This is a genomic window from Rhizobium sp. 25PS6 (genome assembly GCF_032464655.1).
GTDB classification, from domain to species: Bacteria; Pseudomonadota; Alphaproteobacteria; order Rhizobiales; family Rhizobiaceae; genus Rhizobium; species Rhizobium laguerreae.
The window spans coordinates 94,280-115,364 of record NZ_JAWDIV010000022.1 but is presented as its reverse complement, the minus strand read 5'-3'; the positions used below and the strand labels follow the sequence as shown (position 1 = coordinate 115,364).

Sequence of the window (21,085 nt, the reverse complement as noted above, 5' to 3'; positions counted from 1 at the left end):
CGTCAGGAGCGCCCTCCGGCGCCCTTGGCGATGACCACGTTGATATCTCTGGACCGCATGCGGTCGATGTGCACCGGCTGGGTCTTGTCGTCGACGATGACGACGTCGAATTCATCCAGTGCTGCGAAACTGTGGAGCGCACGCCGTTCGAACTTGGTATGATCGGCAAGCAGGATGCGTTTTACGGAACAATCGAACATAGCGCGCTTGGTATCGACTGTCTCAGGAGACTGGTGCAGCACCGTGCCATCGCTGATCGCCGACATCGAGATGAACGCGACATCTGCCCTGAGAGCCTTGATCTCGTTGATGGTCATGCGACCCATGAAGGCATTGCACCAATTGTAATACTGGCCGCCGAGGGCGAGCAGCGTCACGTCATGCAGGCCCGTCAGCGCATTCATCAGAGTCAGGGAATTGGTGATTGCGGTGACCGGCGCCTTCGAAGGCAGATGTGCCGCCATCTGAAGAACCGTGGTCGAGTCGTCGAAAAAGATCGCCTGCCCCGGTTCGACGAATTGCATTGCCGCCTCGGCGATCAGCTTCTTTTCGGCCGACTGACGGTTCGAGCGGTAGACGTCGCTGGATTCGATGAGATTGGTCGCCGCCGCCGTGACGATACCACGCGTCTTCCTGAAGAGGCCGCGGCTGACGAGTTCATCGACGTCGCGATGAGCCGTCATCAGGCTGATCCCAAAGCGGTCGGTCAGGTCTTCAATCCGCATCGAGCCTTCACCCATCACGGCCTCTGCAATCATGCGGCGGCGCGCGATCTGGCGCGTCTGCCGGCTGTCGCTGGTGAGCTGGTCCAACAGATCGTCGTCCCGGCTGGTCTTCTGTGTCACGGGTCACCCCTGTCGCTGAATTATGGATCCCAGCTTCGTACAGTGATTGCCGCGCCAAGGCAAAAAGGCGAAACGCAACCGACGATTGAACCGTCGACCATCGCTTCCAGCATGAAAGTGAGGGCGCTCTTGCGAGCGCCCTCTTCCGTTTACTGCGCCAGAACGAACGGGCCAGTGTACTTGTCAATGTTGTCCTTGGTGATCAACAGGCAATCGAAGAGCTGCTTCTCGCTCTTGGCACCGGTGTTACCCGTCTTGATGAGATTGTCGGCCTGTTTGACGGCTTCTTCGGAGAAGACGGCAACCGGTTGGAGAACGGTGTATTGGAGTTCGCCTGCCTTGATGGCAGCAACGGCATCCGGTGAACCGTCGAAGCCGCCGACCTTCACATTGGCGAGCTTGCCGGCTTCTTTGAGCGCGGCGATCGCACCGAGCGCCATTTCGTCATTGCCCGAGATGACGCCGACGATATCCGGGTTGGCCTGCAGCATCGACTGCATCTTGTTGTGGCCCTGGGTGCGGTCCCAGTTGGCAACTTCCTTGGCGACCTTCTTCAGATCCGGATACTGCGAAAGGACAGTTTCGTAGCCATTCGACCGCGTTGCAGCATTGTTGTCGGACGGAGCGCCGAAGAGTTCGGCATAGTTGCCCTTGTCGCCGATCGCTTCGACCCATTGCTGCGCACCAAGTGCGGCGCCCTGTGCGTTGTTGGAAACGAGCTGCGCCTTGGCCAGGCCTTCCTGGTTGATTTCGGCGTTGACGAGGATGACCGGGATGCCGGCAGCAACGGCCTTCTTGACCGCTCCGACGGAACCGTCGGCGTTTGCCGGGTCGAGGATAATCGCCACCGACTTGTTGGTGATCGCCGTATCGATCAGGTTGCTTTCGGTATTGGTGTCACCCTTGTGGGCGTTGACCGAGGCCGTGTAGCCGAGCTTTTCGGCGGTTGCCTTGGCGACATTGCCTTCCGTCAGCCAATAGGGATTCGACGGATCGTTGACGATGATCGTCATCATGCCCGCTGCCCAAGCCGAACTTGCCAGAAGCGGTGCTACGGCCGCGGCGGCCAGAAGTATGCGCATGCCTTTCTTAAACATAGTCTCTCTCCCATTCGTGAGCTCAGTTATTGCCGGTGATCCGGCGTTGCTTTCCCCAATCGGCGTTCCTGGACTCCAGCCTGCCGTCGTGGATAAGTTTCGGTCTCAGCCGTCAGGACGATTTGACCCGGCGGCCGTATTGGATGCTGTTCATGAGGACGGCGAGAACGATCACAGCGCCGGTGAACACGGTCTGCCAGTAGGCCGAGACGCCGATGATCACGAGGCCGTCCGAAAGGAAGCCGATGACGAAGGCGCCGAGCATGGTGCCGCGAACCGTACCGCGGCCGCCGGTCAGCGCCGCGCCGCCGATGACCACGGCTGCGATCGCCGTCAGCTCATAGGTTGTGCCTGCCGTCGGGCCGGCGGAGGTCAGCTGCGAGGAGAGGACCAGGCCGGCAATCGCAGCACAGACGCCCGAAAGCACATAGACGATGATCTTCACGCGCTTGACCGGGACGCCGGAGAGGTCGGCGGCCCGCTCGTTACCGCCTGAGGCATAGAGCCAGCGGCCGAAGGCGGTGCGGCTCAGCACGATGCCGCAAATGATGGCGAGAACCGCAAGCACGATGACACCGATCGGAATGCCTGCGAGCCGGTTGAAGCCGAGCCAGTCGAAACCGGTATTGCCGAGTTCCGGACGGCCACCGAGATTGTTGTAGGTCAGGCCGTTGGTCATCAAGAGCGCGATACCGCGGGCGACGTAGAGCACGCCGAGCGAGGCGACGAAGGCCGGCACCTTGAGATAGGCGATCAGCACGCCGTTGACCGCACCGACCAGCGCACCGAGCGCACATGTGATGACGACGACGGCCCAGACCGGCGGATAGAGGATGACGCCGAAATAGGTCAGCGTGACGCCGTGCATCAGGAAACCGGCGATGCAGCCTGCAAGCCCCAGTGTTGAGCCGACCGACAGATCGATACCGCCATTGAGGATAACGAGCAGCATGCCGATCGCCAGAATGCCGAAGATCGCGACGTGCGACGCCATGATCAGGAAGTTGTTCAGTGTGAAGTAATAGGGCGACAGGAACGAGAAGACCGCGATGATGACGATCAGCGCGAAGAAGGCCCGGCCCTCCAGGATGAGACGCACGATATTGGTATTGCGCTTTTGCCCGCTGGAAACTGTTTTCTTTTCGGTGACGTTCGTGACTGACATAATCAGTGCTCCATAATCCAGGCTAGTGCGCGATCACGGCTTCGCCGGAGGCGGCCATGATCTTTTCCTTGGTGACATCCGAGCCGAACTCGGCCGATATCCTGCCGCGGTGCATGACGATGATGCGGTGTGCGATACTCAGGCATTCATTGACTTCGGACGTCGAATAGATGACCGCCAATCCCTGCTTGGCGCGCTCCGCGAGCAATTTGAAAACTTCCGCCTTGGCGCCGATGTCGATGCCGCGGCTTGGCTCATCAAGCAGGATGACCTTTGGCTGGGTTGCCAGCATCTTGCCGATGACGACCTTCTGCTGGTTGCCGCCGGAGAGCGAGCCGATCGACGCAGCACCGCCATCGGTTTTCACATGCACCCGCCGGATCGCGTCATTGACGAGATCGCGCTCCCGATGGCCGGAGGTGAAAAGCCCCTGGGTGAAGGCGCGGATACTCGCAAGCGATAGATTGGAGCCGACCGTCATCGTCTGGACGAGACCGTCGCGCTGGCGATCTTCGGGCACGAGCACCAGACCGCTGGCAATGCGCCCGGCGATGCTGAGCCCACTGACGTCCTGTCCTTCGAGCAGAACCTGTCCGCCACTTGCGCGCAGACGTCCGGCAACACACTCGAGCAGTTCCGTGCGCCCGGCGCCCATCAGCCCGTAGATGCAGACGATTTCGCCGGCACGCACCTTGAGAGACAGACGATCGACTGCATTATAAGCAGCGCCGGAGGGACCGGGGACACTGAGGTTTTCGATGGAAAGCGAGACGTTTCCGAACGGGTGACCTTCCGGTGGGCTGCCAAGGTCAAAATTCTCGCCGACCATGTTGCGGACGATCCATTCGAGATCGATATCCTTGCGCTCGGCATAGGCCGTCATGTTTCCGTCGCGCAGAACGACGGCGTGATGGGTGATCTGCAGCGCCTCTTCCAGATGATGCGAGATGTAGACGATCGACACGCCGCGGCTCGTCAGGTCGTGGATGACTTTGAAGAGCACTTCCACCTCGGTCGCGCTCAGCGCTGAGGTCGGCTCGTCCATGATCAGGATGCGCGAATTGACGGAGAGTGCCCGTGCAATCTCGACGATCTGCTGCTGGCCGAGGCGAAGATCCTCGACCCGGGTCAGCGGATCGATATCTTCCTCGAGCTCTTCCATCAGCGCCCGGGTCTGACGCTCCTCTTCAGCGAAGTCGACGACACCGCCCTTGATGATCTCCCGGCCCATGAAAATATTGTCGCGGACACTGAGATTGGGGGCCAGGCTGAGCTCCTGATGGATGATGGAGATCCCGCACTCGCGCGCATGGGTCGACGAGGTAAAGCTGATCGGCGAGCCGTCGAGAATGATCTCGCCGGAGCTTGGCTGCGCCACACCCGAAAGGATCTTCATCAGGGTCGACTTGCCCGCGCCGTTCTCCCCGAACAGGGTTGTGACCTGGCCGCGATGAATGTCGAAGTTCACTCCCTTGAGGGCGTGAACGCTGCCGTAGGATTTTGCGATATTGCGGGCGGCGAGGACGACCTCGCCTTTCGCCCCGTTGCTGCGTTGCGGCTGGTTCATTTGAGCTCGACCTTCACCGGCGTGACGAGCCAGTTCTTCGGGTTGATGAGCTTGAAGACGCCGACCACGGTCGCCTGCTTTCCGTCCAGGGCGTCAGCATCCAGGCCCGCGAAAACCGCCTTCTTCATCTCGTTATTGATGGCCGAGCCGGCATCCTGATACTGGATCTGGTTGGTAAACTGGCCGAATTCGATGGTGCCGGTTGCATCGCGGAGGTCCGTGCCGTTGACCGCAGGGCCGGTCTGGACACGGACCACCGTCTCGGGAGGCAATCCATCGATCTTCATTTCGTTGGTGTTCGACTTGCGAGCGCCGAAAACGCCGGTCAGCGTGACGGGGATGACCGGGCCCGTGCTCGTCGCGGTGCCGTATTTCTCGGCCGCCGCCTTCTTGTCGGCGGCAATGGCGGCCGCGAGATCGGCGGCGGCAACGGCCCGCTCCTCGACATTCGCCTTGATCTTCGGGAACTGCTCGGCGCCGAAGGTTTCCGGAGAGAATGCCTGCTGGCGGACATCGTTTTCGGAGCCGATCCTGACGACCGTCGTATCGAACGCGATCGCTGCAACGACGATGGCCGTCAACGCCGCGCTGACAAGGAGCGTGCGATTGCTGCTGCTCGGCTTTGATGCTGGATAATCGGGCGATGTACTCATGTCCGTTCGGCCTTTGGGCTTGGAATAGCGAGGTGAAGAAGGCTAGCGCGATGATGACCGCAGACGGGCTGAAGCACTGCGTCGCACCGGAACGGAAGCCGGCGGGCCGCCCGCAAGAGCGCAACTCTGGACGAAAATTCGCATCGGAAGCCTCCTCAACAAGACCGGCGATTGTCTCCTCCAACCGCCTTGGCCTGCAAATTCTCCATCAGGAAGGGACTTCCGTGATAGAAGTATGTTATTTATGCCGTAGATGATGTTATATATTTTATAAGCTGTCAACGGCACTTTCGCGGCAACTTGACTGAAATGCACGACCTCACATCTTGTTCATCACGCTGCGGTGCAGCAAAAAGCGGCGGCAAATGCAGACACTTTCACATCTGTCATTCAGCCGCATAATTTCGCCATCCACATGTTTTTTAACTGTTATCTCACAGCTGCACCATTGCGCGCTCTGCCGCTTTTGACGCCACCTGCCGATAGCGCGGCGGCGGGGAAGCAAACTCCCAACTCCTCTATTTTAGATGAAAAAAATTACACCGCTAGAAAAATCTTACTAGCATTATGGTATCTTTATGTTATCTTTTCGAGCGAGGTTAGGAAGGTTTCTGCGGCGCGCCGATCCTGGGATTTGCCGAAGTGGCCGCGCTTGCCGTTGCTCGTGAAAGAACCGAAGTTGGCAGCCGCATGCATCATCGCAGAGAGTTAGGGATCGGGAGGATTTCAGATGAATTTGATGCGCGTATGGCCCGCCGCGGCGCTTGCGGTGGTGGCGAGATAGGCCTGCAATGACATCGACCGAGAAGATCATCATTGGGATAGATGCCGGCACCTCGGTCATCAAGGCTGTCGCCTTCGATCTGTCCGGCCGCCAGATCGCCACTGCCTCCGTGCGCAATAGATACGCCACCGGAGACGATGGCTCGGCAACGCAGTCGCTGGATCAGACCTGGCTCGATTGCGCCAGCGCGTTGCGTGGCCTCGGCGAAAAAGTCCCTGATCTTGCATCCCGCACCGCAGCTATCGCCGTCACCGGACAGGGCGACGGCACCTGGCTCGTCGGCCGCGGCAATCGGCCGGTCGCCGACGCCTGGCTGTGGCTCGATGCGCGCGCCGCGCCGACAGTGACGTCGCTCGCCGGCGGAACGCAGAACCGTGCCCGCTTCGAGGCAACAGGCACCGGGCTCAACACTTGCCAGCAGGGCGCGCAACTTGCCCATATGGACCGCTTCACGCCGGATCTTCTCGATCGGGCGGAGACGGCGCTGCACTGCAAGGACTGGCTCTATCTCAACCTCACAGGCGTGCGGGCAACCGATCCATCTGAGGCGAGTTTCACCTTCGGCAATTTCAGAACGCGCCAGTATGATGCAGTCGTGATCGACGCGCTCGGCCTTGACCATAGACGCAGGCTCCTGCCCGAAATCATCGACGGCAGCGAGATCAGCCACCCACTGACATCGCAGGCGGCGAAGGCCTGTGGGCTTCTTGCCGGAACGCCGGTCTGCCTCGGCTATGTCGACATGGTGATGACGGCGCTTGGTGCAGGCGTGCGCAGCGGCGCTCACAACGCCGCCTGCTCGACGATCGGCTCGACCGGCGTGCACTTGCGCGCCAAGTCCGTTGCCGACGTTCAGCTCAATCGTGAAGGGACCGGCTATGTGATCGCCCTGCCTATCCCCGGCATCGTCACCCAGGTCCAGACGAATATGGGTGCCACGATCAACGTCGACTGGATCCTCGACGTCGCCGCCTATCTGATGGCCGAGGCAGGCAAGCCTGCTTCGCATGCAGACCTCATTGCGCGCATCGACGGCTGGTTTGCAGAAAGCCGGCCGGGGTCGGTGCTTTACCATCCCTACATTTCCGAAGCGGGCGAACGTGGGCCTTTCGTCAACGCCAATGCGCGCGCGGGCTTCACCGGGCTTTCGATGCGTCACGGCTTCCCCGACCTGCTGCGCAGCGTGGTCGAAGGGTTGGGGCTTGCCACCCGCGACTGCTACGCGGCGATGGGCGCGATGCCCGAAGAGCTGCGGGTCACCGGCGGGGCAACACGCTCCGTCGCCCTTCGCCGCTCACTTTCGGCCGCCGTCAACGCACCGATCCGCCAGTCGCGCCGCGAGGAGACCGGGGCGGCCGGCGTGGCGATGATGGCCGCGGTGGCTGTCGGCGTCTATTCCAGCATGGACGATTGCATTGCCGACTGGGTGACGCCGCTGCTCGGCGATCCGGAGATACCGGATGCCAGCGAGGCCCACAGGTTCGACCGGCTTTTTTCTGCCTACACCGATGTACGCCAGGCAATGGCGCCCGCCTGGGACAAGCTTGCCGAAGCCGCAACGACGTCGCCGCTGGGCGCGTAATTCTGATGCAGCAGACATTGAAGGAGCATGACATGACCGAACCCGAACTCCTGGATCTCTTCGTCATCGGCGGAGGCATCAACGGTGCGGGGATAGCACGCGATGCCGCTGGTCGCGGCCTGAAGGTCGTGCTGTGCGAAAAGGACGATCTGGCACAGGGAACCTCGTCTCGCTCGGGCAAGCTGGTGCATGGCGGTCTGCGTTACCTCGAATATTACGAATTCCGCTTGGTGCGTGAGGCGCTGATCGAGCGTGAAGTGCTGCTCAATGCCGCGCCCCATATCATCTGGCCGATGCGCTTTGTCCTGCCGCACAGCCCAGAGGATCGCCCCGCATGGCTCGTGCGGCTCGGCCTCTTCCTCTATGATCATCTCGGCGGCCGCAAGAAGCTGCCCGGGACCCGCACGCTCAACCTGCTCCGCGACCCCGAGGGCACGCCGATCCTCGATCAATACACACGCGGCTTTGAATATTCCGATTGCTGGGTCGACGACGCCCGCCTCGTGACCTTGAATGCGGTGAGCGCAGCGGAAAACGGCGCTCTGGTGCTGACCCGCTCGCCGGCCGTTTCGGCCCGTCGCGAGAACGGCGGTTGGACTGTGGTCACGAAAAGCAACGCCACGGGAGAGACGCGAACCTTCCGTGCCAAATGTCTGGTGAACTGCGCCGGCCCCTGGGTGATGGACATCATCAATCGCGTCGCCGGATCGAACTCCGGCCGCAACGTCCGGCTCGTCAAGGGCAGCCACATCATCGTGCCGAAGTTCTGGCCGGGCGCCAATGCCTATCTGGTCCAGAACCACGACAAACGCGTCATTTTCATCAATCCCTACGAGGGTGACAAGGCGCTGATCGGGACGACCGATATCGCTTACGAAGGCCGGGCCGAGGATGTCGCCGCCGACGAGACGGAGATCGAGTATCTACTCCAGGCGGTCAATCGCTACTTCAAGGAAAAGCTGCGTCGCCACGATGTGCTGCACAGCTTCTCCGGCGTGCGCCCGCTGTTTGACGATGGTAAGGGCAATCCGTCCGCTGTTACCCGCGACTATGTCTTCGATCTCGACGAGACAGGCGGCGCTCCGCTGCTCAACGTCTTCGGCGGCAAGATCACCACATTCCGCGAGCTCGCCGAACGCGGCATGCAGCGTCTCAAGCATATTTTCCCGAATATGGGAGGCGACTGGACTGAGAAAGCGCCACTGCCCGGCGGCGAAATTCCGAATGCCGACTACGAGAGCTTCGCCAACAGCCTGCGCGATATCTATCCCTGGATGCCGCGCAAACTCGTGCATCACTACGGCCGTCTCTACGGCGCTCGCGCCAGGAACGTGGTTGCCGGCGCGACAAGCATGGAAGGGCTCGGGCGGCATTTCGGCGGACAGCTCTATGAGGCCGAGGCCCGCTATCTCGTCGCAACGGAATGGGCCGAAACGGCGGACGACATCCTCTATCGCCGCACCAAACACTACCTCCATCTGATCGAAGCGGAACGCGCGGCCTTTGGCGAGTGGTTTGCTTCCACCCGCCTTGCCGCCGCCTGAAGGATGCCGCCATGCCGCTGACCCTTTCGCTCAACACCAATCCGCTGGTGAACCGCTTTGCCGATCCAGACGATCTGATCGATACGGTTGCGCGTGATTTGCGGATCCGCGACCTCCAACTGACCCACGAGTTTATCAATCCGAGCTGGCAGGCACCCGTCATCCGCCGCCTGACGCGCACGATAAGCGCGGCGCTGAAACGCACCGGCGTACGGGTCACCTCGGGCATGACAGGCCCCTATGGGCGCCTCAACCATTTCGGACATCCGGATGCCGATGTGCGCCGCTATTACGTCGACTGGTTCAAGACCTTTGCCGACATCACCGCCGATCTCGGCGGCCATTCGGTCGGCACGCAATTTGCGATCTTCACCTACAAGGACTTCGACGACCCGGCCAGACGCGAGGAACTGATCAAGATCGCCATCGATTGTTGGGCTGATGTCGCCGAGCACGCGCGCGCCGCAGGCCTCTCCTACATGTTCTGGGAGCCGATGAGCATCGGCCGCGAGTTCGGTGAGACGATCGGCGCCTGCCTGTCGCTGCAGAAGCGGCTGACAGCGGCCGGAATGGCCATCCCGATGTGGATGATGGCGGATATCGATCATGGTGACATCACCTCCGCCGATCCCGATGACTACGACCCCTATGCCTGGGCGCGCGCCGTCCCGCCGATATCGCCGATCATCCACATTAAACAGAGCCTGATGGACAAGGGCGGGCACCGGCCCTTTACCGCCGAATTTAACGCCAAGGGCCGCATCCAGCCGGCACCTCTGCTCCAGGCGCTGGCCGAAGGTGGGGCGAAGGACAATGAAATCTGCCTGGAACTCTCCTTCAAGGAACGCGAGCCGAACGATCGCCAGGTCATCCCGCAGATTGCCGAAAGCGTCGCCTTCTGGGCGCCGCATATCGACACCGGCATCGCCGACTTGAACATCTGAGGCGGAGATCTTTAAAAGGCAGCACTGTGATACGGCGGAATCGCCGCATGACCTTCGAAAAGGAGCCGTGATGACGGACGCCGATGATACGCTTGCCGTGCGTGCTGCCTGGCTCCACTATGCCGGTGGCCTGACGCAGTCCGACGTTGCGCGCCGCCTCGGCGTGCCGTCGGTAAAGGCCCATCGACTGATCGCCAGAGCGGTCGCCGATGGTGTCGTCAAAGTTACCATCGACGGGGATATCGTCGAATGCGTCGAGCTGGAGATGCGGCTTTCGGAACGGTTCGGGCTTCAATATTGCGAGGTCGCCCCCGATCTCGGCGAGGAAGGCTTGCCGCTGCGCGCACTCGGCCATGCAGGCGCCGGCTATCTCAAGCGCGAGATCGAGCGCGGCGACAATACGGTGATCGGCCTTGGTCATGGCCGCACGCTTTCCGCCGCCGTGCAATATATGCCGAGGGTGGGCGCGAAGAACCTGCGCTTCGTCTCGTTGCTTGGCGGGCTGACACGAAACTACGGCGCCAATCCCTATGACGTGATGCATCGCATCGCCGAAAAGACCGGCGCCCATGCCTATGTCATGCCGGTTCCCTTTTTTGCCAATACCGGCGAGGACCGCGAAGTGCTGAAGGCGCAGCGTGCCGTCAAGGAGGTCTTCGATCTTGCCAATAATGCCGACCTCAAGCTCGTCGGCCTGGGAACTGTCGATGCCGAGGCGCAGCTGGTTTTGTCCGGCATGGTCGAACCGGGTGAAATCGACGACATTGCTGCCGCAGGCGGCGTCGGCGAAATCCTCGGACATTTTTTCGACGCCGACGGCCATATCCTCGAGACCGCGCTGACGGCGCGCACGCTCTCTGCATCTTTTCCCAAAACCAAGAAAGAGCGGCTCGTGGCGCTGGCGGGCGGACAGTCGAAAGTGGCGGCCATCCGGGCAATTCTGAATAGCCGTCGCCTTTTCGGGCTGATCACCGACGAACGAACCGCGCAGTCGCTGCTGAAGTAGCTACGGAAACACAACAATATTTGATCGCAAAATAACATAATAAATGTTGATTATCACGCATACTCCGTTATCTTAACATCAAACGAGGGTGGAGATCGGGATGAGGCGGGAAGAGCGGCAGCAGTTGATCGTCAACCTGCTCGTCGAAAACAAGACCGTCGATCTCGACGACCTTGCCGATCGCTTCACCGTGTCAAAGATGACGATCCATCGCGATCTCGACGATCTCGAGCAGGCCGGCGTCCTGCGCAAGGTTCGCGGCGGCGCGACCATTGACGCCGGAACGCAGTTCGAAAGCGACTTCCGCATTCGCGAACGCCAGGGCAACGAGGCCAAGCTGGCTATGGCCGAGACCGCGCTGGAACTGGTCGAGCCGGGTATGACGGTGATGGTAAACGACGGCTCGATGGCGGCCGTGCTCGGCGAAATGCTGCTGCAGAAGCGGCCGTTGACCTTGATCACCAACAACGCGGCGATCATGGAGCGGCTGAAAGGCGAAACCGGCATCACGCTGATCGCGCTCGGCGGGATCTACTCGGCCAAATTCAACGCCTATCTCGGCGTCGTCACCGAGGAGGCACTGTCGCGCCTGAGAGCCGACATCGCCTTCATTTCGACGCCCGCCGTCAGCGGCGGGCGCGCCTATCACATGGACGATAACGTCGTGCGCGCCAAACGGGCGATGATCGCGTCGTCGACCAGGACCTGCCTTCTGGTCAACCATCAGCGCATCGGCCACACTGCCCTGCATGTCATGGCCGACCTGGCCGACTTCGACGCGATTATCACTGACAGCGCACCGGATGCTAGTGTCCTCGAGGAATTCGAGCAGGCGGGCATTACGCTCACCATCGCATCAACGCAGGATCCGACATGACCGAAAAGCCGCGCTTCTGGATTGGCACCAGCTGGAAGATGAATAAGACGCTTGCTGAAGCCGAGCATTTCGCCCGCGGCCTCGAAGCTGCCGATGCCGCGCGTGACCCGCGTATCCAGCGCTTTGTGATTCCGCCCTTCACAGCGGTACGCGAGGTCAAGTCGCTGCTTGCCAAGACCTCGGTGAAGGTCGGCGCCCAGAACATGCATTGGGCCAATCAGGGTGCCTGGACCGGCGAAGTCTCGCCGGTGATGCTGAAGGACTGCAATCTTGATCTCGTCGAGCTCGGTCATTCCGAACGGCGCGAACATTTTGCAGAGACCGACGAGACAGTGGGTCTGAAGACCGAAGCAGCCGTTCGCCACTGCCTAATTCCGCTGATCTGCATTGGCGAGACGCTTTCCGACCGCGAAAGCGGAAAGGCCGCCGATATCCTCGCGATCCAGGTGCGCGGGGCGCTTTCGAAACTTTCCGGCGCCCAGAAAAGCGCCGAAATCCTGCTCGCCTACGAGCCGGTCTGGGCGATCGGCGAGAAGGGCATCCCGGCGACCGCGGAATATGCGGATGCACGCCAGTCTGAAATCATCGCCGTCGCCGAAACTGTGCTGGGCCGGAAGATCCCCTGCCTTTATGGGGGGTCGGTCAACCCGCAGAACTGCGAAGAACTGATCTCGAGCCCGCATATCGACGGGCTCTTCATTGGCCGTTCGGCCTGGAATGTCGAAGGTTACCTCGACATCCTGGCCAGATGTGCCGCCAAACTCTGAGGAGAAAGACAATGAAACTTGCCATTGCAGGAGACAGCGCCGGCGAAGGCCTCGCCAAGGTTCTGGCCGACCATCTGAAGGACCGCTTCGACGTCTACGAAGTCTCGCGTACCAGCGCCGGCGCTGATCCTTTCTATGCCAACCTCTCGGATCGCGTTGCCTCAGGCGTCATCGACGGCACCTACGACAAGGCGATCCTCGTTTGCGGCACCGGCATCGGCGTCTGCATCTCGGCCAACAAGGTTCCGGGCATCCGTGCTGCCCTGACGCACGACACCTATTCTGCCGAGCGTGCAGCACTTTCCAACAATGCGCAGATCATCACCATGGGAGCCCGCGTCATCGGAACCGAGCTTGCAAAGTCGATCGCTGACGCATTTCTTGCCCAGACCTTCGACGAGAACGGCCGCTCTGCCGGTAACGTTAAGGCCATGGATGATCTCGACGCAAAGTACAGCGCCCGCTGATCCTGCCGCGACCAAGAAACGGCTTGTCGGCGGCAGGACGACCCGCATCGGCTGTCTGGCCGAAGAGACCGATGCGGGAGATCGATGCGGTTGGCGATCTCGTCAATGTTTGACGTTGCAATCGCCTCGGTCGCCCTCGCCGGCCTTTGCTTTCGTCTTGGCCGTTTAGCGGCGATCGGCAGCTAGCGAGCGACCGACGTCATCACTCTCCTTAAACTGTCCCTGCTTATTACGGCGGACATAGCGTTTGTCGGTGCCGGTATCGATCAGTTCGCGCTTGGTCATGTCATCTATTCCTGTGGTTGCCGTCTTCTTGAAACGCACGCCGTGACAAAAAGATGCATCGAATCAAGAACATCTCCGGACTCGGAATACGGGAGGCTGTCGTACGTTAAGTCATTGAAATTAGATTCGTTTCGCGGCGGAACAATCAGCCGGGTGATTGAGTTGACTCGCGTTGGTTGTGTGAGGGAGTCGCGCAGATGGTTGCCCCGCGGGCGAATTGGAAAGGCTACATCAAGTTTGGAGAAGTTGCGTTTCCCGTCGCGCTCTACACGGCCGCATCCTCGTCCGAACGGATCGCATTCAACACCCTTAACCGAAAGACTGGCAATCGGGTTCGGCGTGAGTTCGTCGACAGCGAAACCGGCGATCCCGTCGAGCGCGAGGATCAGGTCAAAGGTTTCGAGATCGAGGACGGGCGATATGTCGTCCTTGAACCCGACGAAGTCGCGGCCGCGATTCCGAACAGCGATAAGACACTTACGGTCGAGGCGTTCATTCCCTGCGATGAAGTGGATGATGTCTATTTCGACAAGCCCTACTACCTTGCTCCCGACAAATTAGGCGGAGACGCCTATAAGCTGCTGCGCGACGGCATGAAAAAGGCCAAGGTTGCTGCAATTGCTCGTACGGTCTTGTTCCGGCGTCTGCGTACCGTTCTCATTCGGCCGCACGGCAACGGTTTGGTCGGCTCCACCTTGAACTATGACTATGAGGTCCGTTCGTCGCAGAAGGCTTTCGAGGAAATGCCGGACCTGAAGATCGAAGGCGAGATGCTGGAACTTGCCAAGCACATCATCAATACGAAGAAAGGTGAATTTGATCCGAAGCAGTTCGATGATCGCTATGAGGAGGCCGTCGCCGAGCTGGTGAAGGCCAAGATAGAGGGCCGTACGCTGCCGAAGAAGAAGGCGCCTCCCGCATCAAAGCCGAGCGACTTGCTTCAGGCGCTGCGTGAAAGTGCCGGAGTGCCCGCGCCCGCCAAGAACAAGCGCACCGCAGCTAACGCAAATGCCGGAAAAGCGCGCCAGAAGGCAGCGCGTGCTACATCGGCGAAGTCGCGTGGCACCGGCGCCGCTCAACACCGCCGCGCCAGCTGATCGGAGGATGCAATGGCCCTTCGTCCCCACTGGAAAGGCTATCTCAAGCTCTCGCTTGTCACCTGCCCCGTGCAGATGATGCCCGCGACCTCGGAAAACGAGAAGGTCCGCTTCCACACCTTGAACCGAGAGACGCAGAACCGCGTCGTCAGCCATTATGTGGATTCCGTCACCGGCAAGGAGGTGAAGGATGAGGACGAGGTCAAGGGTTATCAACGCGGCGAGAACGAGTATGTCATTCTGGAAGACGAGGAACTCGAAAGTATCGCGCTCGACAGTACCAAAACAATCGACATCGAAGTTTTCGCACCGCGCGACGGCGTCGACTGGATTTGGCTCGATACGCCCTACTATCTTTCTCCGGACGATCCGGTCGGCCAGGAGGCGTTTTCAGTCATTCGCGACGCCATGGCCGCCGAGAATATGGTCGGCATATCGAGACTGGTGATCTCGAGACGGGAACGCGCCGTCATGTTGGAGCCACGCGGCATGGGCATCGTACTTTGGACGCTGCGTTATGGGGATGAGGTGCGCGATGCAGAGACCTATTTCGAGAGAGTCGATGACCAGCCTGCCGACAGCGAAATGATGCCGCTTGTCCAGCAGCTCATCAAAAAGCAGACGCAGCACTGGAGCCCGAAGATGGTTTCCGATCCGGTTCAGGACAAACTCCTCGACATCATCGACGCGAAGAAGAAGCAGATGAAAAAGCCGAGCAGGACAACGTCCAAGTCCAAGGAAAAGCAAGAGCCGGCACCAAGCAATGTCATCAACATCATGGATGCCCTGCGCAAGTCGGTCGAAGCGGAAAACCGCCCGGGGAGGCGCTAGACCTGATCATGACGCGCCCGCGCCGCCCAATTCTGCCCTTGCTCGACGAATCTCACTCAACGCTGCAGTCTCGTCCGATCCGCAAGCGCGATCCTGACCAGCCCAGTCTGCCCTTCGATCCAATGCCGTCGCGCATTGAGCCGTGCCTCGCACTGCTGAAGCCGACTGTGCCCGTGGGGCCGGATTGGCTCTATGAGGTGAAATTGGATGGCTATCGATTGGCAATCCATATTGAACCGAAGGGCGTGCGAGTCATTACTCGCGGCGGCCATGACTGGACCCATCGCTTCCCCGCCATCGCTGCGGCAGCAAAAGAGCTTGGGGTGACGACCGCCATTCTCGATGGCGAGGCCGTTGTACTCGATGATCACGGCCGATCGGATTTTGGCGCCCTGCAACGTTCTCTCGGCGGGCGGGGCGGCAAGCGGGTGTCGACCGAGTCAATCCTCGTTGCCTTCGACCTTCTCTATCTCGATGGACACGATCTGACCGGCACCGAGCTTGACGTACGCCGGCACCTGCTTGAAGACCTGATACCGGAAGGCGATGATCAGACGATCCGCATCTCCGAAGAGATAGAGCTGCCGGCCGAAGACCTCCTCGAGCACGCCTGCCATCGTCATCTGGAAGGCATCATTGCCAAGCACCGCGACCGGCCCTACCGCAGCGGTCGCACGGGCGATTGGCTGAAAATCAAATGCGTCCAGAGCGAGAGCTTCATGATCGTCGGTTATGAGCAGTCGGCATCCGCCCGCGGCGGCATCGGCAGGCTGCTGCTGGCCGGCAGACAAGGGCTCGACTGGATTTACGTTGGGTCGGTCGGAACCGGTTTCGGTGCCAGAGATGCTGAATACCTGAAAAAGACGTTGGACCGGTTGAAGACGAGCCGGCCGGTCGTTCCCCTGAAGGGCAAGCGCCTCGTCCTCGTGCAGCCGACGCTGATCGCCGAGATCGAGTTTCGCGGCTGGACGGATGACGGCAATCTCCGCCATGCCTCCTACAAGGGGCTGCGCGAGGTTCAGGACAACGCCGCCGTCTTCGATATGAGCTAAAATCATCCTTGCTCTAAGGTCAAAACGCCGATCAGAGGTTCTCGAGAAGAAGCCCAAAACTGGGCCGCCATTCGAATATATCGACGCTCGCGTAAATGCCGGAGCGGACGAAGGGGTCGCCTGCGCTGAACGCCTCGAACGCGGCGAGCGTTTCGACTTGCGCGATCACGATTGCGGTGGAACCCTTGCCCTCCGACGGCGGTGCAGAAGGTCCGGACAGCAGGATGCGGATCGGCGCGCCATGCAGATAGGCCTTGTGCTCATCGAGCAATCGCGAGCGTTCGGCAGCCTTGCCGGGGTCGGATACCGCGTAGCGGGCGACGATCATTGTCTATTCTCCACCGGCGTCAGCACGAAGTCGAAATCGGAGCGCCAGACCGTCGGGTGATCGACACGCTCGAAAGGCGCGACCAGGCTGTTTTTAACGCCAAACACCGTATCGGATTCCAGATAAGGATCGTCGCCGACAAACGTGTGGGTGACGAGCTTCTGATAACCTGAAGCCGTAATCAGGTAATGGGTATGGGCTGGACGGTAGGGATGGCGGCCGAGGGACGCCAACATCTGGCCGACCGGGCCGTCATCCGGGATCGGATAGGAAACCGGCTTTATTCCAACGAAGCTATAGGCGCCATCTGCGCCGGTGACGAAAATGCCCCGGTTGTTCCACTTCGGCTGTATATCCGGTTGCTGGACGTCGTAGAAGCCATCGGAATTATCCGACCATACATCGATCCGGGCTCTCTCGATCGGATTGCCGTCAAGATCCAGCACCCGGCCGATGAAGAGACAGCTCTCGCCCTTGCCGTCGAGCGAGATGTTTTCACCCATCTGCCGTACGGGCGCCCCTTCGACATGGAACGGTCCAAACACCGTATTTTCCGTGGCGCCTGGCGGACGCCGATTGTTGATCGCATCCACCAGCATCGACAAACCCAACGTATCGCTGAGCAGGATGAACTCCTGTCGCTCATCATGACAGAGATGGCCGGTACGGGTCAGGAAGCTTATGGCCAGCTCCCATTCCTCCTGGGTCAGGCTGATATCCTTGGCAAAGGCATGCAGGTGCTTGACGAGCGACGCCATGACTTCGGCAAGGCGCGGATCAACGCCCTGCCCCATCCGCGAGTTGACGGCTTCCACGGATCTCTCTTCGGTGAAATATTCAGGCACGTGGCCATCCTCCTAGCATTAACGCGGCCGCGCGCCCTCCCAGGCGCTCTGCAACAAAGCCCGGATCGCTTTCCGTTCGATCGGGCGCGGGTTCCAGTAGGGGTTCCGGGCGGCGAGTTCCGCCGCATGATCCAGATCGGCTTCCTTCATACCCAGATCCCGCAGCGCCATGGGCGCGCCGATCGAAGCGGCAAAATCATAAAGACCGCCGCCCAGCGAGCCGCCAAAAAGATCGGCAGCGGGCTTTAGCGCATCCGTCGCGGCTGCGGCATTGTAGGCAGCAGAATGGGGAAGAATGACCGCATGGGTTTCGGCATGCGGCAGGTCGAAGCTACCGCCCAACGTATGGCAAAGCTTGTGATGCAGGGCCATGCCAACTGCTCCGAGCACCGTGCCGCACAGCCAGGAACCGTATAGCGCTTCGCTTCGCGGCCCGATGTCCCCAGGTGCATTGACGATTTGAGGCAAAGCCTGCTTTAGCGCGCGCAAGCCCTCGACCGCCATCATGGACGAAATGGGGTTGCGATCCTGGGCGTAGAGACCTTCGACCGCATGCGCCATCGCATTGAGCCCGCTGCTGACGCTGATGTTGACCGGCAATCCCAGTGTCAGTTCAGGATCGTAGATCACCACTTCAGGCAGGATGCCGGCCCCACGGATCGTCGTTTTCTGCCCGTTCTCTGTCTGGCCGAGGATTGGTGTAACCTCCGACCCCGCATAGGTCGTCGCCACCACGATTTGCAGCGCGTCGTTGCGATAGGCGATTGCCTTGCCGAGACCGATCGTCGATCCGCCGCCGATCGCGACGACGCAATCGGCACCGGCTGCGTTATAGGCCGCCATCGCGCGCTCGGTCACATCGACCGGCGTATGCATCGTCGCATCGTGGAATAGTCCAGCCGCCAGCGGGCCGAGGGAAGCGGCGATCCGTTCAGCCTCCGCTTTCTGGTGCGGGGTCGAAAGGATCAGGGCGCGTTTGCCGCCCTGCCCTGCAATCGCCTCGGCGAGACGGTTCAACGAGCCGCTCCCGAATATCACCTGGGCCGCGCTGGCCGTGTATCTGAAAGGTGCAACCATGCTATCGATCGAGTTTGAAGAGTGAAACCGCGTTGGTGCGACCGATCTTCAGACGGTCGGCTTCGGAGATGGTCGTGCTGTCGAACCAGTTTGCAGCATGGTCGATGTTCTCGAATGGCCAGTCTGTCGAGAACAGAATTCGGTCCGCGCCGATTTCCAGCATAGCATCGATCAACGATTGCGTGCGGAAGTTCCCCGACGTCGTGATGTAGAAATTTTCGTTGAAATAATCGGCAATCGGGCGTTTGGCCGGATAGCTCTTTTCCACCTTGACCCACGCATTCCGGTTGTCGATGCGCCACATCATGTATGGCAGTCCCTCGCCCATGTGGCCAACGATGATCCGCAAGGCCGGATGTTCGTCAAACAGGCCGGATCCCATCAGGCGCAGCGCATGAACGGCAGTCTCCTGCGCGAACGCCCATGTCGGACCCATCAGCCAGGAATGGCCGGCATAGATCCGGCTATCCTGCGGCAGCGGGTTGCGCGGATGCAGATAGAAGGGAACGTTGAGCTTTTCGACTTCGGCCCAGAACGGTCGGTATTGCGGCAGGTCGTAGTAGAGCGGCGTCGTTCCGTCGCCTTCCTGCGAGAAGCCATTGACCAGTGCGCCGACGAAACCCATCGTCGTCACGCAGCGATGCAATTCCTGCGCGGCCGCATCCGGATCCTGCAGGGGCAATGCTGCAAATCCCAGAAAACGGTTCGGGTTCTTGACGCATTGCTCCGCCAGGAAGTCGTTGGCGCGTCGGGAAATCTCCAGCGCCTTTGCCTTGTCCGGGATCGCCTGCACGGCCGGAGCGTTCAGCGACAGGATCATTTTCTCGATGCCGTGGGCATCCATCAGCCGCAAACGCTTGTCCTGGATATCCAGGAGACGGGCGGAAAGTTCCGTCCAGTAGTCGCCCGGCACGAATCCGGCAGAGTCCTGCAGCGTCTCGGGAATGGCGAAATGTTCTTCAAGCGCGATCTTGCCTTGCACGATATGCTCTCTTTCCTGTCTTGAATCGAAATGCTGAGGATGGCCGATCAGAATTGTCCCTTGGGCGGAAGACCGAGCAGTTGCTGGCCGGCCATGGTGCCGACGGCATCCCAGTTCATGGAAATGTGGCGCCCGACGGCATTTGCATCGCGCCATGCCCGCTGGACGGGGTTGGACATCTGGAGGCCGAGGCCGCCTGTCGATGCATTGAGGGCTTCGACGGCCCGAAGGGCCAGGCTGACGGCAAAGGACTGGCTCCGACGGGCGAGAATCCGATCCTCCTCGGTGATCTCGCCGATGCCATCCTCGCGGGCCTGGGCCAGTTGCTGCGCCCGGGCAATATCGCGCAGAATGATTTCGCGGGCGGCATCCACCGATGCGGAGGCTTCCGCCACGCGAAGCTGGATCGTCGGAAACTCCGCAATCTTGTTGTTGCCACCGGCCACTGCACCACGTGTCACACGGGTCCCGATCTGGTCGATATAGCTATCCAGTGCGCCCTTCGCCGCACCGACGGCCGTGCTGCCGAGGCAGAACGGAACCCCCATGAGGAGCGGAATGTTGAAAAGCCCGATACCCTTGTAGCCACGTCCGCCCGGCGTTCTGCCGGAGGTCGCATCCGGAAAGCTCAATATGCGGTATTCGGGAACGAAGACATCCTTGAGGATCAGGCTTTTTGAGCCGGTGCCCGCGAGGCCGACCACATCCCAGGTCTCGGCAATAGTATAATCGCTGGCAGGAACCAGAAGGAACGCCGGTCCAGGACGCTCCCCCTCGCCGTTTGGCGGAATGATCGCCGCACAGAGCGCCCATTGGGCATTCTCGCATCCGCTCGCAAAGGCCCAATCGCCGGATAGCCGGAAACCACCCTCGACGCGTTCCGCCATGCGCACCGGCGCGTAGGAACCGCAAAGCAGCGCATCCGGATCGCTGCCCCACACGTCCTGCTGAACCCTTTCATCGAACATGGCAAGGAGCCATTGATGGGCGGAAAGGAGGCCGGCAACCCAGCCGGTGGAGGCGCAGGCCGACGACAACTCGATATTTGCATCGACAAGCTCGGCAAAGGATCCTTCGTCGCCGCCAAAGCGGGCCGGCTTGACGATATTGAAATAGCCGGCGGAGCGCAGCAGATCGATAGAGCGCGCCGGCACACGGCCGGATTTTTCGGTATCGCGCGCACCTGCACGGATTTCGTCCAGCATCGGGGCGATGCGATCTGCAAGACATGCGGTCTTGACCCGCGCCGAGGCGGGAAACAGGGCGGCTGTATTGTTCATGAAACTACCT

The 21,085-nt window shown here is 60.6% G+C and carries 21 protein-coding genes; 11 read left to right on the top strand and 10 right to left on the bottom strand.

What is annotated here, in order from left to right:
• Window positions 1–2: 2 nt before the first annotated feature.
• From RWK44_RS27845 to RWK44_RS27825, 5 genes are all read right to left on the bottom strand, one after another.
• Window positions 3–845, bottom strand: coding sequence for a DeoR/GlpR family DNA-binding transcription regulator (locus tag RWK44_RS27845; RefSeq protein ID WP_062941572.1), 843 nt, complete (start codon window positions 843–845; stop codon window positions 3–5).
• A gap of 149 nt (window positions 846–994) precedes the next feature.
• Window positions 995–1,942 carry a D-ribose ABC transporter substrate-binding protein gene (locus RWK44_RS27840; protein WP_003550839.1) on the bottom strand — a complete coding sequence of 316 codons (948 nt, stop codon included), beginning with the start codon at window positions 1,940–1,942 and terminating at the stop codon, window positions 995–997.
• Window positions 1,943–2,054: 112 nt separating this feature from the next.
• Window positions 2,055–3,107, bottom strand: coding sequence for an ABC transporter permease (locus RWK44_RS27835; protein WP_168281512.1), 1,053 nt, complete (start codon window positions 3,105–3,107; stop codon window positions 2,055–2,057).
• 22 nt (window positions 3,108–3,129) lie between these two features.
• Window positions 3,130–4,674 carry a sugar ABC transporter ATP-binding protein gene (locus tag RWK44_RS27830; protein WP_168281511.1) on the bottom strand — a complete coding sequence of 515 codons (1,545 nt, stop codon included), beginning with the start codon at window positions 4,672–4,674 and terminating at the stop codon, window positions 3,130–3,132.
• On the bottom strand, window positions 4,671–5,327 hold the full coding sequence (locus RWK44_RS27825; protein WP_077980716.1) for a DUF2291 domain-containing protein: 657 nt from the start codon (window positions 5,325–5,327) through the stop codon (window positions 4,671–4,673). The genes RWK44_RS27830 and RWK44_RS27825 overlap by 4 nt, the downstream gene beginning before the upstream one ends.
• Before the next feature lie 343 nt (window positions 5,328–5,670).
• Here RWK44_RS27825 and RWK44_RS27820 point away from each other — a divergent pair, with 343 nt between their 5' ends.
• The 11 genes from RWK44_RS27820 (at window position 5,671) to ligD (ending at window position 16,563) form a co-directional block, all read left to right on the top strand.
• Window positions 5,671–6,039 carry a hypothetical protein gene (locus tag RWK44_RS27820; protein ID WP_222000457.1) on the top strand — a complete coding sequence of 123 codons (369 nt, stop codon included), beginning with the start codon at window positions 5,671–5,673 and terminating at the stop codon, window positions 6,037–6,039.
• A gap of 79 nt (window positions 6,040–6,118) precedes the next feature.
• Window positions 6,119–7,693 carry an FGGY-family carbohydrate kinase gene (locus RWK44_RS27815; protein WP_245503825.1) on the top strand — a complete coding sequence of 525 codons (1,575 nt, stop codon included), beginning with the start codon at window positions 6,119–6,121 and terminating at the stop codon, window positions 7,691–7,693.
• Window positions 7,694–7,725: 32 nt separating this feature from the next.
• Window positions 7,726–9,237 (top strand): glycerol-3-phosphate dehydrogenase, encoded by a 1,512-nt coding sequence (locus tag RWK44_RS27810; RefSeq protein ID WP_168281507.1) that lies wholly within the window; start codon window positions 7,726–7,728, stop codon window positions 9,235–9,237.
• 11 nt (window positions 9,238–9,248) lie between these two features.
• Window positions 9,249–10,181 carry a sugar phosphate isomerase/epimerase family protein gene (locus RWK44_RS27805; RefSeq protein WP_168281505.1) on the top strand — a complete coding sequence of 311 codons (933 nt, stop codon included), beginning with the start codon at window positions 9,249–9,251 and terminating at the stop codon, window positions 10,179–10,181.
• 70 nt (window positions 10,182–10,251) lie between these two features.
• Window positions 10,252–11,187, top strand: a complete 936-nt coding sequence (locus RWK44_RS27800; protein WP_168281503.1) for a sugar-binding transcriptional regulator — start codon at window positions 10,252–10,254, stop codon at window positions 11,185–11,187.
• A gap of 100 nt (window positions 11,188–11,287) precedes the next feature.
• The gene (locus RWK44_RS27795) at window positions 11,288–12,064 is read left to right on the top strand and encodes a DeoR/GlpR family DNA-binding transcription regulator (RefSeq protein WP_131663498.1); all 777 of its coding nucleotides are present in this window, start codon (window positions 11,288–11,290) and stop codon (window positions 12,062–12,064) included.
• Window positions 12,061–12,831: a triose-phosphate isomerase gene (locus RWK44_RS27790; RefSeq protein WP_131641157.1), complete on the top strand. Its 771-nt coding sequence runs from the start codon at window positions 12,061–12,063 to the stop codon at window positions 12,829–12,831. Before RWK44_RS27795 ends, RWK44_RS27790 begins: the two co-directional genes overlap by 4 nt.
• Window positions 12,832–12,842: 11 nt before the next feature.
• Window positions 12,843–13,298 carry a D-erythrulose-4-phosphate isomerase gene (derI, locus tag RWK44_RS27785; protein ID WP_003562478.1) on the top strand — a complete coding sequence of 152 codons (456 nt, stop codon included), beginning with the start codon at window positions 12,843–12,845 and terminating at the stop codon, window positions 13,296–13,298.
• Between the two features lie 482 nt (window positions 13,299–13,780).
• Entirely contained in the window at window positions 13,781–14,680 is a 900-nt protein-coding gene (gene ku, locus RWK44_RS27775) for a non-homologous end joining protein Ku (RefSeq protein WP_077980709.1), read from the top strand.
• A 12-nt stretch (window positions 14,681–14,692) separates the two neighbouring features.
• Window positions 14,693–15,511 (top strand): non-homologous end joining protein Ku, encoded by an 819-nt coding sequence (gene ku / locus RWK44_RS27770; protein WP_168255640.1) that lies wholly within the window; start codon window positions 14,693–14,695, stop codon window positions 15,509–15,511.
• An 8-nt stretch (window positions 15,512–15,519) separates the two neighbouring features.
• The gene (gene ligD / locus RWK44_RS27765) at window positions 15,520–16,563 is read left to right on the top strand and encodes a non-homologous end-joining DNA ligase (protein WP_221976193.1); all 1,044 of its coding nucleotides are present in this window, start codon (window positions 15,520–15,522) and stop codon (window positions 16,561–16,563) included.
• A gap of 31 nt (window positions 16,564–16,594) precedes the next feature.
• Here ligD and RWK44_RS27760 read toward each other — a convergent pair whose 3' ends face one another.
• From RWK44_RS27760 to RWK44_RS27740, 5 genes are read right to left on the bottom strand one after another with little or no spacing between them, the layout of a single operon-like run.
• Entirely contained in the window at window positions 16,595–16,891 is a 297-nt protein-coding gene (locus RWK44_RS27760) for a YciI family protein (protein ID WP_168255636.1), read from the bottom strand.
• The gene (locus tag RWK44_RS27755; protein ID WP_221976194.1) at window positions 16,888–17,736 is read right to left on the bottom strand and encodes a dioxygenase family protein; all 849 of its coding nucleotides are present in this window, start codon (window positions 17,734–17,736) and stop codon (window positions 16,888–16,890) included. The genes RWK44_RS27760 and RWK44_RS27755 overlap by 4 nt, the downstream gene beginning before the upstream one ends.
• Window positions 17,737–17,754: 18 nt before the next feature.
• Entirely contained in the window at window positions 17,755–18,813 is a 1,059-nt protein-coding gene (locus tag RWK44_RS27750; RefSeq protein ID WP_221980536.1) for a maleylacetate reductase, read from the bottom strand.
• Window position 18,814: 1 nt separating this feature from the next.
• Complete coding sequence (tsdA, locus tag RWK44_RS27745; protein WP_221976196.1) at window positions 18,815–19,795, bottom strand: gamma-resorcylate decarboxylase; 981 nt, start codon at window positions 19,793–19,795, stop codon at window positions 18,815–18,817.
• Window positions 19,796–19,842: 47 nt separating this feature from the next.
• Window positions 19,843–21,075, bottom strand: coding sequence for a flavin-dependent monooxygenase (locus RWK44_RS27740; RefSeq protein ID WP_221980538.1), 1,233 nt, complete (start codon window positions 21,073–21,075; stop codon window positions 19,843–19,845).
• Window positions 21,076–21,085 lie beyond the last annotated feature (10 nt).